This window comes from Nocardioides terrigena, assembly GCF_003047265.1.
Lineage (GTDB): Bacteria > Actinomycetota > Actinomycetes > Propionibacteriales > Nocardioidaceae > Nocardioides > Nocardioides terrigena.
The window spans coordinates 627,302-642,563 of sequence record NZ_PZYY01000001.1 but is presented as its reverse complement, the minus strand read 5'-3'; the positions used below and the strand labels follow the sequence as shown (position 1 = coordinate 642,563).

The following is a 15,262-nucleotide window of genomic DNA, read 5'->3' as shown; positions in this document are numbered from 1 at the left end:
CTGGCGGCGTACGACAACCCGGGTGCCGGCGTCGCGACAGCTGGCGGCGTACGACACATGGATCACCCGGCCCGGATGTCGTCCCCCGCCAGTCCCGAGGGCCGCATGTCCTCCCCCGCCAGTCCCCAGAGCGGCACGTCGTCCCCCGCCAGTTGCCGCTCGACCGACCACCGCGGCGACGAGGCCGACCCAGGCGACGGCGCCTGGGCAACTGGCGGCGTACGACGACCCGGGTGCCGGCGGCACTTCAACTGGCGGCGTACGACAACCCGGGTGCCGGCGTCGCGACAGCTGGCGGCGTACGACACATGGATCACCCGACCGCATGTCGTCCCCCGCCAGTCACGAGGGCCGGATGTCGTCCCCCGCCACCTACCGGCGCGCCGAGCCGCCCGGTGATCCCACCAGATCAGCCCCGCCGATCGCCCGAGACCACCCCGGTGAGCGCCGGCAGCGCGCCGACCAGCGTGTCGACGAGCGCTTCCCGCGACATGACGGCGGGGTCCGCCGCCCAGGTGAGCACCATCTCCTCGACCAGCGCCGACCAGCCCCGGATCACCAGCCGGGTCGCGGGATCGTCGGCGAGGTGGTCCCCCATTGAGTCCTCGCGGAAGATCCGGTCGGTCAGGGCCGACCGGGCCTCCTCGTAGATCGCCCGCAGGTCCTCGCTGCCCCCGGCCGCGGCCCGCACCAGCGAGCGGTAGCCGGTGAGGTTGGCGATCACGTAGTCCACGTAGACCCCGACCGACGTAGCCAGCCGCTCGAGAGGATCGCCCGTGGCCGGCGGTGCGGTCTGCTCGACGAGGTCCTCGACCGCGTGCCGGATGACGGCCTCGCGGAAGTCCTGCTTGCCGCCGAAGTAGTGGTAGAGCAACCCGCGCGAGACGCCGGCCTCCTCGGCCAGGACGTCGATCGAGATCTCCTCGACGGGTCGGGTGGCAAACAGCCGGGCCCCGAGGTCGAGGAGCTGGAGGCGACGCTCCTCCGGGGAGAGGCGCACACGGGAGGTGCTCATGACCCCACCTTATTGACGCATATTCAATAGCGCCAGTACGTTGGCCGCCATGCAGACCCTCCCGACCGCGGTCACCCACCTCGTCGTCGGCGCCGGCTTCGCCGGGCTCGGCATGGCCATCAAGCTCGACGAGGCGGGCGAGACCGACTTCCTCGTCATCGAGAAGGACTCCGACGTCGGCGGCACCTGGCGCGCCAACACCTACCCCGGCGCCGCCTGTGACGTCCCCAGCCAGCTCTACTCCTTCTCCTTCGCACCCAACCCCGACTGGTCGCGCTCCTTCTCCCCCCAGCCCGAGATCCACGCCTACCTCCGCCGCGTCGCCCGCGAGTCCGGCGTGCTCGACCGCGTCGCGTTCGACACCACGCTCGAGGAGGCGCGGTACGACGAGCAGGCGCAGCGCTGGGTGGTGCGCACCAACCGGGGCGAGGTCTCCGCGACCACGCTGATCAGCGGGTCCGGCGGGCTCTCCGAGCCCAGGCTGCCCGAGATCGACGGCATCGAGGGCTTCCAGGGCGAGCTCTTCCACTCCGCCCGCTGGGACCACGACGTCGACCTCACCGGCAAGCGGGTCGCCGTCATCGGCACCGGAGCGTCGAGCATCCAGCTCGTCCCCGAGGTCGCGAAGGTGGCCGGCCACGTCGACGTCTACCAGCGCACCGCGCCGTACGTCATCCCGCGCAACGACCGCCGCTACACCCGTCTCGAGCGGCGGCTCTTCCGCCACGTCCCGGCCGTGCAGAAGGTCTACCGGACGGCGACCTACTGGGCGCGCGAGTCCTACGTCCCCGCCTTCACCTGGCAGCCCCGGCTCGCGACCCCGGCGAGGCGGGCCGCGCTGCTCAACATCGCCCGCGGCATCCCCGACCCCGTGCTGCGGGACCGGGTCACCCCGGACTACGCGATCGGCTGCAAGCGCATCCTGATCAGCAACAGCTACTACCCGGCGCTCGCCCGGGACCACGTCGACCTCGTCACCGACCGGATCGCCAAGGTGACCGGCGACGCGGTCGTGACCGTCGACGGTGTCGAGCGACCGGTCGACGTGCTGATCGTCGCGACCGGCTTCCACACCACCGAGCAGCCGATCGCCGAGCGCATCCACGGCCGCGGTGGGCGCTCGCTGTCGCAGGTGTGGGCCGACACCGGGATGGCGTCGTACAAGGGCACGACCACCCACGGCTTCCCCAACCTCTTCCAGCTCGTCGGCGCCAACACCGGGCTGGGGCACTCCTCGATGGTGTTCATGATCGAGAGCCAGATCGCCTACGTCCTCGACGCGATCGCGTCGATGGGGATCAACCGGTACGCCGCGATCGAGCCGCGCCGCGACGCGCAGGACGCCTGGAACCGCGACCTCCAGCGCCGCATGCGGCGCACCGTGTGGTCGACCGGTGGCTGCTCCAGCTGGTACCTCGACGAGCACGGCCGCAACACCACCCTGTGGCCGCGCACCACCTACACCTTCCGCTCCCTGCTCTCCCGCTTCGACGTCGACGCGTACGACGTCGAGGCCGCCCGCTCCGACGAGAGGATCCCCTCATGAGGAACCCCCTGACCCGCACCCCCGGCACGCTCCGCGACAAGGTCGTCGTCATCACCGGCGCCGGCGGCGGCATGGGCCGCGAGATGGCCCTCCAGGCCGCCGAGCAGGGCGCCCTGCTCGCCCTGTCCGACTGGGACCTCGACGGCCTCGCCGCCACCGTCGACCTCGTCAAGGCGGTCGGCGCCGAGGTCCGCAGCGACGTCGTGGACGTGTCCGACCGGGCCGCCGTGGCGCAGTGGGCCACCGACGTGGTCGGCCAGCTCGGCCGGGTCAACGTGCTGGTCAACAACGCCGGCGTCTCGATGTCGGGCGACTTCGCGGACATGTCCTACGAGGAGTTCGACTGGATCGTCGGGGTCAACCTCAACGGCGTCGTCAACGGCACCAAGGAGTTCCTCCCCCACCTCCTCGCGTCGGGCGACGGCACCCTGGTCAACATCTCGTCGCTCTTCGGGCTGATCTCGATGCCCGGCCAGACGGCCTACAACGCCACCAAGTACGCCGTGCGCGGCTTCACCGAGGCGCTGCGCGAGGAGATGCTCATCAGCGGCCACCCGGTCAGCGTCACCTGCGTGCACCCCGGCGGGATCAAGACGGGGATCGTGCGCAACGGCCGCACCACAGCGGGCGAGGACCACGCGCGACTCACGGCCGTCTTCGACACCAAGCTGGCCAAGATGCCGGCCGACCGGGCGGCGCGGATCATCCTCGAGGGCGCCCTCGCCGGCAAGGCGCGCGTGCTCGTCGGCGCCGACGCCCACCTGATGCACCACTTCGCCAAGCTCACCGGCTCCCGATACCAGGACGTCGTGGCGCGGGTCGCACCGCGCGTCACGGGTCCGCGCCGCTCCGTGTAGAAACGGGTCCATGACCCACGCACCCGGCACCCGTGTCCGCTGCGAGATGAGCAAGTGGGGCGGACTGCCGCACTGGGAGTACGACGCGGTCGTGCTCGGCGAAGACGAGCACGGCCTGTGGCTGGGCTTCGCCGCGGGCACCGTCTACACCCGCCCCGACAAGGTCTTCGTCGGCCGGCACGACCACGTCGGGCTCGTGCCGCCGGACGGGGCGTGGCACCTCGCGGCCTTCCACAGCGCGGCCGGCAACGCGTGGCCCACGCTCGGCATGTCGGGTGTCGAGGTGTACGTCGACATGACCACGCCGCCCGAGTGGGACGGGCTCACGCTGCGCGCGGTCGACCTCGACCTCGACGTCGTCCGCGGCTTCAACGGCACCGTGATCGTCGACGACGAGGACGAGTTCGCGGAGCACCAGGTGGCCTACGGCTACCCCGACCACGTGATCGCCGGGGCGCGGGCGAGCTGCGAGGCGGTCCTGGCGGCCGTCCGCGGCGGCCACGCGCCGTACGACGGGAGCAGCGCGCGCTGGCTCGAGGTCCTGCGGGACGTCATGGGACCCGGTCGTCCCGACCACCGGACCTCATGACGTAAGCGCGGGACCGCGGCCTCAGGTGATGCGGTCGGCCCGGGTCTCGCCGCGCGACCGGGCCCGGAAGGGGCCGACCAGTCGCGGGCCCGACAGCCGGTCCTCGAGCCGGCGCGACTCGCGCTTGAGCGGCTGGGCGAGGTACTCGCCGAGGATGACGCCGGCCGCGAGCGCCACCGCGACGGAGGCGGCGGTCATCATCGCGACGATGCCGTACGACGTCCCCGAGCCACCGGCCGCGAGCAGCGAGAGTCCGCGGTAGATCGACAGGCCGGGCAGCAGCGGCACGATCGCCGACACCGCGACGACCAGCGGCGGCACCCGGAAGCGATCGGCGACGGCGTACGCCACCAGGCCGATGGTGAAGGCGCCGACGGCCGCGGCCCAGGTGCGGCCGAAGCCGGACCCGTCCACGACCGTGTAGAGCATGGTCGCGAGGCCGGAGGTGACGGCGATGGGCAGCAGCACCCGCGGCGGGGCGTACGACGCGAACGCGAACGCCGCCGCACAGACGGCCGCCCCGACGACCCCCACCAGCACGTGGTTGCCCAGCGCCCGGCCGGGCACGAGCTGACCGATGTCGACCCCGATGACGTCGGCGAAGGACAACCCGCCGCTCACGCCCGCGATGATGCCCGCGGTGGCGAGCAGCGCCTCGATGACCCGGGCGCCGCTGGTGACGTAGAAGCCGGTCAGGGCGTCCTGGATGGCACCCATGAAGCCGATGCCGGCCAGGAGCATGACGATGTTGGCGGTCACGACCAGGGACAGGTCGGTGTCGACCGGGGTGGCGGCGAGGCCCACGGCCCACAGGGTGGCGACCGCACCCCCGGCGACCTGGAGGTAGAACGTCGGCAGCCGGCGGCGGGAGAGCACCAGCTGCAGCCGGTCGATGCTGACCGCGGAGGCGGCCGCGATCAGCGCGACCAGCCAGTCGCCGCCGAGGAAGACCGCGACGCTCGCGCACATGGCGCCCCAGCCCAGGGTGACCGCCCAGCGCGGCCACGGGTGGCCGGTGGACATGATCGTCGCCATCCGGGTGCGGGCCAGGTAGAGGTCGAGGCGGCCGGCGAGGATCTCGTGGACGAGGTGGTCGACCTGGGTCAGGTCCTCGTAGTCGATGTCGCGGTGCTTGACGTTGCGGATCATGATCACCGGGGGCTCGGCCGGGTCGCGGTGGTAGCTCATCGACAGCGACGTGAAGGTGACGTCGATCTCGGGGTGCCGCAGGCCGAGGTGGTGGGCGACGGACTGCATCGTGGCGGTCACGTCCGCCGCGCCGGCACCCGAGGAGAGCAGCACCTCGCCGATGCGCAGGCACAGGTCGAGGCTGAGGTTGAGCTCGCGGGCGGCCTCCGCGGCCTCCTCGGCCGCCTCCGCCTCCACGACGGCCGCCGCCTCGACGACCGCCTCGACCGCGGCCTCCGCGGCCGGTCCGGCGGCTGCCTCGGCGGCCTCGAGGGCCGCCGCCTCGACCGCGGCCTCGACGGCCGGCTCGAGCTGGCTGCCGTCCTGGGCGGTGCTCCTGCTGTCCTCCTCCACGGCGTCATGGTGGCATCCGGCTCGTCAGGGTGAGGCCGGGGCCTCCCCCCGTCCCTAGCATGGTGTCGTGCACATCGACTTCCACGCCTCGCCCTCCCCCACGCTGGGCGTGGAGTGGGAGTTCGCGCTCGTCGACCAGACCAGCCGCGACCTCTCCAACACCGCCGCCGACCTCTTCGCCGCGGCCAGCCCGCGCCTTTCGGACCCGAGCCGGTTGCACAAGGAGCTGCTGCGCAACACGGTCGAGATCGTCACCGGCATCTGCGGCTCCGTCGGCGAGGCGATGACCGACCTGCGCGAGACGCTCGCGGTGGTGATGCCGGCGGCCGACGAGCTCGGCGTCGACCTCTTCGGGGCCGGGGCACACCCCTTCGCCGACTGGTCCCACCAGCAGCTGACCGAGGGCCACCGCTACGCGGAGCTCATCAACCGCACCCAGTGGTGGGGACGCCAGATGCTCATCTGGGGCGTGCACGTGCACGTGGGGATGCCCGAGCGCGACCGGGTCATGCCGGTGATGTCGGCCCTCCTCGACACCTACCCGCACCTGCTCGCGCTGAGCGCCAGCTCGCCGGTCTGGGCCGGGCAGGACACCGGCTACGCCTCCAGCCGGGCGCTGATGTTCCAGCAGCTGCCGACCGCGGGGCTGCCCTTCCAGTTCCGGGAGTGGTCGGAGTTCGAGGCGTGCATCGGCGACCAGATGACCACCGGGGTGATCGACTCGATGTCCGACGTCCGCTGGGACGTGCGGCCCGCCCCGCACCTGGGCACCATCGAGAACCGCGTCTGCGACGGCATGTCCGACATCGACGAGCTGGCCGCGGTGACCGCCCTGATGCACTGCCTGGTCGTCGACCTCGACACCCGGGCCGCCGCCGGTGAGGAGCTCCCGTCCATGCCGCCGTGGCACGTGCAGGAGAACAAGTGGCGCGCCGCCCGCTACGGGCTCGACGCCATCGTGATCCTCGACGCCGGCTCCCGCGAGCGCCTCGTCACCGACGACCTCGACGACCTGCTCGAGCGGCTCACCCCCGTCGCCCGCCGCCTGGAGTGCGAGACCGAGCTGCGGTCGGTCGCCGACATCGCGCGTCGCGGGGCGTCGTACCAGCGCCAGCGCGCCGTCGCGAAGGAGGCCGGCGGCGACCTGACCGCCGTCGTCGACGCCGTGGTGGCCGAGCTGCGCGACTCGCTCGCCCGCTGAGGCCGCCCGCTCCCCCGGGCGTAGTTGGGGGCGACCTGGTGGGTGATCCGGCCGGGAGACCTACGGCATCGTCCCCAACTACGCGGCCTCGCTGGGGTAGTACCGGACGTTCGGGTGGGCGACACGCCGGGATCCACTCCCGAACGTCCGGTACTACCCCGGGTCGCCGGGGTAGTCCGTGACGAAGGGACCCCGGGATCGGCGTCCCGGGGGTCCGTTCGTCACGGACTACCCCAGGAAGGCGGAGCTCACCGCGGGGGCGGGAGCGCGTCGGTCGACTCGAGCTGCCCCATCCCGGTCAGCATGAGCAGGTCGGCGACGACCGCCCGGAGCTGCGCGAGCACCACCTCGACCGAGAGCGCGTCGCTGCGCTCGACCTGTGCGGTGGCCATGCCGACGGCGAGCAGCGCGGGCTGGGCCGCGACGGCCATCCGGTCGGCCTGCAGCTCGTCGGCCACGAGGTCGACGGCCGCGGCCAGCTCGCGAGTCACCAGGGGGTACGACGAGGGGAAGGCGCGCTTCTTGTACGCCGACACGGCGACGTGACGCACGAGCACACGGGTGCTGCGCAGGGACCGGTCGAGCGGGTCCACCAGCTCGACCATGCGTCTCAGCCCGCCCTTGTGCCGCACCCGGAACGGGCTCGAGGCCACCACGTCCAGGCCCTCGTCGGCCGCCGACCGGAGCTCCTGGATGAGGTAGTCGGTCTGGCGGGCGTCGGCGAGCACCTCGAGCGCGTGGTCGACCTCCCCGTCGACCATCACGTCGGCGGCCGCGCGCAGCAGCGCGGCGACCTTGCGCAGCACCTCGGAGGCCTGCTCCCGGGGCCGGCGCAGCGGGGCAGCGGGGACCACGGTCGCCGCGACCAGGGCGACGCAGCCGCCGATGAGGGCGTCGGTCCAGCGCGTGAAGGCAGCACCCGGGTCGGCGATGAGGGTGGTGATGACGATCGACTGCACGGCGGCCTGGGTCACCAGCAGCTGTCCGCCGTCGAGCAGGAAGGCCAGCGACATCGCCAGGGCCACCACCAGCGACACCTGCCACCAGCCGGACCCGAGCCAGAAGACCAGCAGGTCACCGAGCAGCACCCCGACCGCGACCCCGATGGTCACCTCGGCGACCCGCCGGAGGCGCTGCCCGTACGACGTGCCGAGGCTGACGACCGCGGCGATCGGCGCGAAGAACGGGGTCTGGTGGCCGAGCAGGTCGGCGGCGATGAACCATGCGATGCCGGCGGCGAGGGCGCACTGGGCGATGGCGAACGATTTCGAGCGCAGCCGGGCCACCCGGACGCGCAGCGACGTACGACCGCGGCTCCACATCCGGTCGAGCGGCCCGTCGGCGGGTGCGGCCATCATCCGGCCATCCTCGCACCGTCCCACGCCGGAGCCGGGCCCGAACCCGCCCGCGGACAGGTGGACGACCCCGCGCTTGTGAAGGTCGGCACAACGCGCGAGGATCGCCCCCACCCCAGGAGGTGACGAGTGGTCAACCCCATCGACCCGACGTCGGCGGCGTTCCTCTACGCCGAGAGCCGCACCCAGCCGATGCACGTCGGCGGGCTGCAGCTCTTCGAGAAGCCCGAGGGGGCGGGGCGTGACTACGCCCGCCAGATGTACACCCAGGTGAGCGCCACCGAGGAGATCGCGCCGCTGTTCCTCAAGCGGCCGCACCGCTCGCTCAGCACGGCCGGCCAGCTGGTGTGGGTGGAGGACGAGCACTTCGACATCGAGCACCACGTCCGGCACAGCGCGCTCCCCCGACCCGGTCGGGTGCGCGAGCTGCTCGACCTCTCGTCGCGGCTGCACAGCCAGCGGCTCGCCTGGGAGCGGCCGCTGTGGGAGGCGCACGTCGTGGAGGGGCTGCGCGACGGCCGGGTCGCGATGTACACCAAGACCCACCACGCGCTCGTCGACGGCGTCTCGGCGATGAGGCTGCTGGCCAGCGTGCTCTCCACCGACCCCGACAAGCGCAACATGCCGGCCCCCTGGGCGGCCCGACCGGCCAGCGCCAAGGCGCAGCGCACCCGGGAGACCGCCGAGTCGTCGCTGGCGGAGCTGCCGATGACCGCACTGCGTACGGCGTTCGGCATCTCCGCCGAGGCGGCCGGGATGCCGTCGGCGCTCCTCAAGACGATCACCCGCGGCGTCCGCAACGAGACGTCGGCCGTCTCGCTCTACGCGCCGCGGACGATGTTCAACCAGAGCATCACCGGGTCCCGCCGCTTCGCCGCGCAGGACTGGCCGATCGAGCGGATGCGGGCCATCGGTGCCGCGACGGGGAGCACCATCAACGACGTGGTGCTGGCCATGTGCAGCGGCGCCCTGCGCGCCTACCTCCTCGACCACGACGCCCTGCCCGACACCGGGCTGGTGGCGATGGTGCCGGTGGGCCTCAACGCCAAGCAGTCGCAGGTGGCCTCGGCGGACGGCGGCAACGCGGTCGGCTCGGTGATGGTGCAGCTGGCCACCGACCTCGACGACCCGGCCGCCCGGCTGGTCGCGATCCACCGGTCGATGCGCGACGGCAAGCAGGCGCTCTCGTCGATGACCCCGACGCAGATCCTGGCCATGAGCGCGATCGGCATGGCGCCGTCGATCCTCACGCCGATGCTGCGGATGCAGGGGGTCGTCCGGCCGCCCTTCAACGTCATCATCAGCAACGTGCCCGGGCCGCGCACCACGCACTACTTCAACGGCGCGCGACTGGTCGGCACCTACCCGTTGTCGATCCCCATCAACGGGATGGCCCTCAACATCACGTGCACGTCGTACGACGGCAAGATGGGCTTCGGTCTCACCGGCTGTCGGCGGACGGTCCCGCACCTGCAGCGGCTGCTCGGACACCTCGACGACGAGCTCACGGCGCTGGAGAGTGCGGCGGGAGCTCGCTGAAGCCGCCCCCGAGTCGGGCGTCGACGGCGGCCAGCCGGGCCCGGGTGATGGCTGCGACGGTTGGCAGCCCGGCCAGGTCGGCGTTGGACCCGGGTCGCGTCGGCTCGGGCCAGTTGATGCTCAGGCAGTGCCGGGTGCCGCCGTCCTCGGCGTTGGCCAGCGCGACCGCGTGACCCGTCGTACCGCTCCCCGCGAAGGGGTCGACCACGGTGACGTCCGCCGGCATGGTGCCGAGGATCCGGCGCACCAGCCCGGTCGGCTTGGGTGACTCGAAGACGTGGCCCACGAGGTCCTTGAGCTCGGCGACCGCGGTGTCGGTCGAGCCGATCTCCTCGCTGGGCCAGATGGTGCGCAGCTTCTTGCGGCGTCCGCCGTCGCGGTGCAGCCAGTCCCGCTGGAAGACGTCGACCCGCTCGCCCAGCTTGCCCTGGATGGTCCGGCACACCAGGTCGTCGGGGCGCTCGTCCACCAGCGGGGCCGACCAGCGCCACACGGCCGGGCGGCCGTCGCCGAAGACGGGCAGCACCTCGACGGCCCCGTCGAAGGCCGCGCTCGCCACCCGCCCGCTGACCGGGTCGCCGTACAACGGGAAGTGCAGGGTGCGTGCGGTCACGGGGTTGAACTTCTTGTTCGTGTTGCGCAGCGGCAGGTGGCGGAAGCGCCGTCCGTCCGGCGCGGTCAGCGGGAAGTCGTCCTCGTCGACGTGCTCGGCGCTGCTCGCGTCGACGGCGCACCGGCGCGGGTCGCGGGCGTAGACCAGGACGTACTCGTGGCTGGTGGCGAAACCGTTCCCCAGCTGGCGCCCCTTGGGGTTGAGGTTGACCACGACCTGGGCGAGGAAGCACTGCTCCCCGAAGACCTCGTCGAGCAGCAGCCTCAGCCGCGCCGCCTCGTTGTCGTCGATGCTGATGAAGAGCGCCCCCCGGTCGGACAGGACGTCGCGGACCGCCTCCAGCCGCGGTCGCATCATCTCCACCCACGCCCCGTGCCGGCCCGCCCGGGCGCCGTCGGCGGCGCGGAAGCGGTCGGCGTACGCGAAGTCGTTGCCCGTGTTGTAGGGCGGGTCGGTGTAGACGAGGTCGACGCTGCCCGGGGCCAGCGACCGCAGCACGTCGAGGTTGTCCCCCTCGACGAAGGTGTTGCACGGGCGGTCGGTCACGTCGGCACCCTACGAGTCCGCGGCGCCCCGCGGCGTGACCTGCCGCGACCCGGGCAGTTGTCAGGTCATGAGGAAGCTCGCCGCACTCGCGCTCGTCGTCCCCCTGCTCGCCGCCTCGCCCCCCGCGACCACCCCGTCGTACGCCGCGCCGGCAGCCGCATCGTCCGCCGCCACGTCTGCCGCGTCGTCGGCCGCGGACGGCGTCAAGGTCGTCGAGGACTGCGTCACCTCGGCCCCGGATCCGGGCTCGAGCACGCCGGTGCAGATCTGCTACTCGCTCTTCAAGCCGGCCGGGGCCTCGCGCCGGCGCCCGGTGCCGATGATCTGGCACAGCCACGGCTGGGGCGGCTCGCGGACGAAGGACCCCGCGGCGTTCGCGACGTTCCTCGACAGCAGGTACGGCGTGCTGTCCTTCGACCAGCGCGGCTTCGGCGAGTCCGGTGGTCACGCGTACGTCGAGAACCCGGACGTCGAGGGCAAGGACGTGGCCCGGCTCGTCCGCCGGATGAGCCGCCTGCCCTGGGTGCGGCAGGACGGGCCGGGCGACCCGCGACTCGGTGCCGTCGGCGGGTCCTACGGCGGCGGCTACCAGTTCCTCGCGGCGTTCACGAGCCTGGAGCGTCGGGGCGTGCCGGTGCTCGACGCGATGGCTCCGGAGATCACGTGGCACGACCTCAACGAGAGCCTGGCGCCCGAGGGCGTCGTCCGCACCGAGTGGGCACTGGCCCTGTCGGCGGCCTCGCTGCCGACCGACGCCCTGCCGCCGCGGGTCTACAAGGCGCTGGTCGAGGGCGCCGCGACGGGCACCTGGCCGGACGGGTCGATCCCGGGGACCGAGGACATGCCGGAGTTCTTCGGCCGCAACGGCCCGGCCTTCCATGTCGCACAGGGTCGTCGTCTCGACATCCCGGTCCTCCTCGGCCAGGGCACGACCGACAGCCTCTTCCCCCTCCAACAGGGCCTGGCCAACTGGCGGTCCGCGATCACCCGCCGGGCACGTCGCGACAGCATCTTCGTGGCCTACAACGGCGGTCACGTGCTGCCCGGCGTGCTGCCGCGCGGGATCTCGGTGACCTCCGACCCGTGCTCGGAGAGGCTCGCGGGCGGGGACTTCGAGGCGCTGAGCATGCGGTTCTTCGACGAGCAGCTCAAGGGGCGTCGCACCGGGCTGGGGGGCTACGGCCGGCTCCACCTCGCCACCCCTGCCTCGACGTGCACGACCGTCCGCTCCCCCGCCCCGACCGCCACGCTGCCGGTCGGGACGGTGGCCAGCCCCACAGCCGCGGGCGTGCCGCTGGCCTACGAGATCGCGCCCGGACCGCTGCGGCTCGCCGGCACCCCGCACCTGACCGGCACCGTGACCGCACTCGGCGTCCGCAACCGCGCGTTCTACGGCCTGGCCGTGGGCACCAGCCCGGCCGACGCGACACTGGTGCAGAACAACGTGCTGCCCCTCGACGAGCCGTCCCCCGTGGTCGGCGAACCGCGGCGGATCGCGCTGCCCTCCGTGGCGGTCGACGTGCCGGCCGGGCAGCGGCTCTACCTGCTCGTCTCGGCGCTCAGCGACACCTTCGCGGGCATGAGCAGCCGTACGCCGGGACTGGTCACGATCGAGGACACTCGAGCACACCTGCCCCTCCTGTCACCCTGATCCCTTTACTGTGGAGCGCGTGCCTGCCTCGAACCGACTGACCGCGGCCGCCACGGCCGGTGCCCTCACGTGCGCGCTCGTCGTGGCCGCCACGCCGACCAGCGCCGACCCCGGGTCCGGCCCGGTGGCCGGCTCGCAGTCCCGGTCCGATGCCCGCGCCGATGACGGGACGGGTCTCACGCGCGCCCAGCGCCGCGCCCTGGCCGACCCCGGCCGCGTGCAGCGGACTCCCGGCCAGACCTCCGACGGCGTGCCCGGCGACATCGCCGAGCCGTGGCCGGCCGGACGACGCGGCAAGGCCACCGTGACCACCGACGTCACCTACGACATCGCCCCCGGCATCCAGATCCGCGAGTGGGACCAGGTCGACGCGCGGGGACCGATCCGCGCCAACCTGCTCACCGTGGACCTCAACGCCACCAACATCTCCGTCGACCACCTCGGCCCCAAGTACGTCGTACGCCGCAAGACGGTGAGCCAGCTCGGCGCGAGGGACGGGGCGATCGGCGCCGTCAACGGCGACTTCTTCGACATCTCCGACACCGGCGTCGCCCTCGGTCCGGCCGTGGACCGCGAGCGCGGCATCATCAACGGTCCGGCGACGGGCTGGATCCCGGAGAACGCCTCCTTCTACCTCGACTCGACCGGCTACCACGTCGGCGCGATGGTGACGAAGACCAAGCTCCGCCAGCGCCCGCGCTGGCCGGTCTCCGGCCTCAACGCCGCGACCGTCGCGGACAACACCCTCGGCCTCTACACCTCCGACTGGGGGTGGACGAAGGGCTACTCGGTCACCGACGGCGACAAGGACACCCGCGAGGTGGTCATCGTCAACGGTCGGATCAAGTCGAACAAGAAGGTCCTGTCCAAGGGTCGCAAGGTCAGGGGCCAGGTCCTCGTCGGCCGCGGCTCGGCGGCCAAGCTGCTCAAGCAGCTCAAGGTCGGGCGCAAGGCGACCTTCAAGTACAAGACCAAGCCCGGCGCCACCATGGCCGTCTCCGGGGACCGGTCGATCCTCCTCGACGGCGTCCGGACCGTCATCAACGACCGGCTGATGCACCCCCGCACGGCCGTGGGCATCGACACCGACGGGCACAAGCTGCTCTTCCTCGTCATCGACGGTCGGTCCGCCTCCAGCCGGGGCTACACGATGGTCGAGCTGGCCAACATGATGCTCGCCCTCGGCGCGGACAACGCCCTCAACCTCGACGGCGGCGGCTCCTCCACGCTCTACTCCCGCAAGGTGACCGGCGAGATGGGGGTCATCAACGAGCCCTCCGACGGCGGCGAGCGCAAGGTGGCCAACGGGCTCGGCATCTTCTACGACGGGGGGTTCCCGCCGATCGTGCCGCCCGTCACCCCGCCGCCGGTTCCCGCCCCGGTTCCCGCACCGCCGCCGACGACGCCCGTCCCGTGACCGTCGGCCGGCCCACCGCGACGGCCGGCTGATCGTCGGTGACGGTCGGCTGATCCTGTCGGCGTGGGTCCTGCGCCGGCAGGAGTCGGGTCAGGGGGTCTCGACCAGGAAGAGCGCGACCGAGGTCACCGCGACGATGCACTGCACCCCCGACTTGGGGACGATGCCCGTCACCTCGTAGCCGTCGAAGGTCTGGACGAGCCTGATGCCGGTCGGCTTGTCGCAGCCCACGGCCACCACGGCGCCCATCAGGGTCTGCCCCGGCGGCACGTCGGTCTCCTGCACGGCGTCCTCCACCTGGGGGCCGAGGTCGGCGCCGAAGCCGGAGACGAAGTCATCCAGTGCCGCCTGGTCCTCCAGCGGCACGGGTCGCTCGCTGACCTCGCCGTCGGCGTTGGAGACGCTGATGATGCGCGTCGTCGTCGTGGTGGCGGTGTCGCCGGCCACGAGCACGGCGCCGCCGCCGGTCGACGTCGCTCCCTCACCGCCGGTCGCGCTGGCGGAGTCACCGGGCTCGGGCATCGACTCCTCGCTCGTCGGGGCGCTGGACGTGGGCTCGGTCGCACTGTCGGCCCCGTCCCCGTCGGACTGGCCGCAGGCCGAGAGCGTGAGGGTGGCGAGGGTGGCCGCCAGGACGATCCGGACCGGTGCGCTGCGCGTCATGTGCCTCATGGTGACTGGGACGATAGCGACGCCCCGGCCGTTCCCCACGCGAGCGCGCCCGCGCCTCCGCCGGAGCCCGTCCCGCCCTCGGGCCGAGGCCCCTCCGACCGGAAGCGGACCCGCGGCCGGCCCCTAGGCTCGTCCCATGCCCCGCTTCAGCCGCGCCGAGCTCGAGTCCTTCCGTGGCGCGGAGGTGCCCGACCTGCTCGGCCCCGGGCTCCGGCTGCTGTTCGTGGGGATCAACCCGGGCTTGTGGACGGCCGCGACGAGCACGCACTTCGCGCACCCGGTCAACCGCTTCTACCCGGCGCTCCTCGAGGCGGGCGTCATCGATCGCCGCATCGACCCCGCCGCCGGGATGACCGAGGAGGACCGGGACTACCTGCGGGCGCGGGGCATCGGCATCACCAACCTCGTGCGCCGTGCGACCGCCCGCGCCGACGAGCTCACCCGCGACGAGCTGCGCGAGGGGGCCACGGCACTCACCGGGCTGGTCGAGGCCCAGCACCCCCGCGTCGTCGCCGTCGCCGGGATCACGGCCTACCGGCAGGCCTTCGCGCTGCCACGGGCCGTGGTCGGCGAGCAGCCCGACCTCCTGGCGGGAGCACGCCTGTGGGTGGTGCCCAACCCCAGTGGCCTCAACGCGCACCACACCGTGGCGACGCTGGCCGAGGCGTACGCCGAGCCGGCGCGCGCCGCGGGGGTGCTCGGCTGATCCGGGGCGGGCT

The 15,262-nt window shown here is 72.8% G+C and carries 14 protein-coding genes; 8 read left to right on the top strand and 6 right to left on the bottom strand.

Translation table 11 applies throughout. The features are described 5' to 3' along the window. Window positions 1-62 precede the first annotated feature (62 nt). Both DAE25_RS23015 and DAE25_RS03000 read right to left on the bottom strand, forming a co-directional pair. Window positions 63-308, bottom strand: coding sequence for a hypothetical protein (locus DAE25_RS23015; protein WP_159083532.1), 246 nt, complete (start codon window positions 306-308; stop codon window positions 63-65). Window positions 309-409: 101 nt separating this feature from the next. Continuing rightward, complete coding sequence (locus tag DAE25_RS03000; RefSeq protein WP_107764709.1) at window positions 410-1,015, bottom strand: TetR/AcrR family transcriptional regulator; 606 nt, start codon at window positions 1,013-1,015, stop codon at window positions 410-412. 49 nt (window positions 1,016-1,064) lie between these two features. Here DAE25_RS03000 and DAE25_RS02995 point away from each other — a divergent pair, with 49 nt between their 5' ends. From DAE25_RS02995 to DAE25_RS02985, 3 genes are read left to right on the top strand one after another with little or no spacing between them, the layout of a single operon-like run. After that, on the top strand, window positions 1,065-2,561 hold the full coding sequence (locus DAE25_RS02995) for a flavin-containing monooxygenase (RefSeq protein ID WP_107764708.1): 1,497 nt from the start codon (window positions 1,065-1,067) through the stop codon (window positions 2,559-2,561). After that, the gene (locus DAE25_RS02990; protein ID WP_107764707.1) at window positions 2,558-3,418 is read left to right on the top strand and encodes an SDR family NAD(P)-dependent oxidoreductase; all 861 of its coding nucleotides are present in this window, start codon (window positions 2,558-2,560) and stop codon (window positions 3,416-3,418) included. The genes DAE25_RS02995 and DAE25_RS02990 overlap by 4 nt, the downstream gene beginning before the upstream one ends. 10 nt (window positions 3,419-3,428) lie before the next feature. After that, window positions 3,429-4,007, top strand: coding sequence for a DUF402 domain-containing protein (locus DAE25_RS02985; RefSeq protein ID WP_107764706.1), 579 nt, complete (start codon window positions 3,429-3,431; stop codon window positions 4,005-4,007). Window positions 4,008-4,028: 21 nt separating this feature from the next. Here DAE25_RS02985 and DAE25_RS02980 read toward each other — a convergent pair whose 3' ends face one another. Next, window positions 4,029-5,549 carry a threonine/serine exporter family protein gene (locus DAE25_RS02980; protein ID WP_234410812.1) on the bottom strand — a complete coding sequence of 507 codons (1,521 nt, stop codon included), beginning with the start codon at window positions 5,547-5,549 and terminating at the stop codon, window positions 4,029-4,031. Window positions 5,550-5,616: 67 nt separating this feature from the next. Here DAE25_RS02980 and DAE25_RS02975 point away from each other — a divergent pair, with 67 nt between their 5' ends. Then, window positions 5,617-6,750, top strand: coding sequence for a glutamate--cysteine ligase (locus DAE25_RS02975; protein ID WP_107764705.1), 1,134 nt, complete (start codon window positions 5,617-5,619; stop codon window positions 6,748-6,750). Window positions 6,751-6,998: 248 nt separating this feature from the next. Here DAE25_RS02975 and DAE25_RS02970 read toward each other — a convergent pair whose 3' ends face one another. Then, window positions 6,999-8,108 carry an FUSC family protein gene (locus DAE25_RS02970; protein WP_234410811.1) on the bottom strand — a complete coding sequence of 370 codons (1,110 nt, stop codon included), beginning with the start codon at window positions 8,106-8,108 and terminating at the stop codon, window positions 6,999-7,001. A gap of 126 nt (window positions 8,109-8,234) precedes the next feature. On the opposite strand from DAE25_RS02970, the gene DAE25_RS02965 reads away from it, so the two are divergent. Then, the gene (locus DAE25_RS02965; protein ID WP_107764704.1) at window positions 8,235-9,644 is read left to right on the top strand and encodes a WS/DGAT/MGAT family O-acyltransferase; all 1,410 of its coding nucleotides are present in this window, start codon (window positions 8,235-8,237) and stop codon (window positions 9,642-9,644) included. Here DAE25_RS02965 and DAE25_RS02960 read toward each other — a convergent pair. Further along, on the bottom strand, window positions 9,610-10,803 hold the full coding sequence (locus tag DAE25_RS02960; protein WP_107764703.1) for a site-specific DNA-methyltransferase: 1,194 nt from the start codon (window positions 10,801-10,803) through the stop codon (window positions 9,610-9,612). The two genes, DAE25_RS02965 and DAE25_RS02960, sit on opposite strands and share 35 nt — an antisense overlap. A gap of 67 nt (window positions 10,804-10,870) precedes the next feature. Here DAE25_RS02960 and DAE25_RS02955 point away from each other — a divergent pair, with 67 nt between their 5' ends. Beyond that, window positions 10,871-12,454, top strand: a complete 1,584-nt coding sequence (locus tag DAE25_RS02955; RefSeq protein ID WP_107764702.1) for an alpha/beta hydrolase family protein — start codon at window positions 10,871-10,873, stop codon at window positions 12,452-12,454. 19 nt (window positions 12,455-12,473) lie between these two features. Continuing rightward, window positions 12,474-13,871, top strand: a complete 1,398-nt coding sequence (locus DAE25_RS02950) for a phosphodiester glycosidase family protein (protein WP_107764701.1) — start codon at window positions 12,474-12,476, stop codon at window positions 13,869-13,871. Window positions 13,872-13,961: 90 nt separating this feature from the next. Here DAE25_RS02950 and DAE25_RS02945 read toward each other — a convergent pair whose 3' ends face one another. Next, window positions 13,962-14,534 carry a hypothetical protein gene (locus tag DAE25_RS02945; RefSeq protein WP_107764700.1) on the bottom strand — a complete coding sequence of 191 codons (573 nt, stop codon included), beginning with the start codon at window positions 14,532-14,534 and terminating at the stop codon, window positions 13,962-13,964. A gap of 145 nt (window positions 14,535-14,679) precedes the next feature. Here DAE25_RS02945 and DAE25_RS02940 point away from each other — a divergent pair, with 145 nt between their 5' ends. Further along, the gene (locus tag DAE25_RS02940) at window positions 14,680-15,249 is read left to right on the top strand and encodes a mismatch-specific DNA-glycosylase (RefSeq protein WP_107764699.1); all 570 of its coding nucleotides are present in this window, start codon (window positions 14,680-14,682) and stop codon (window positions 15,247-15,249) included. The last annotated feature ends 13 nt before the right edge of the window (window positions 15,250-15,262 follow it).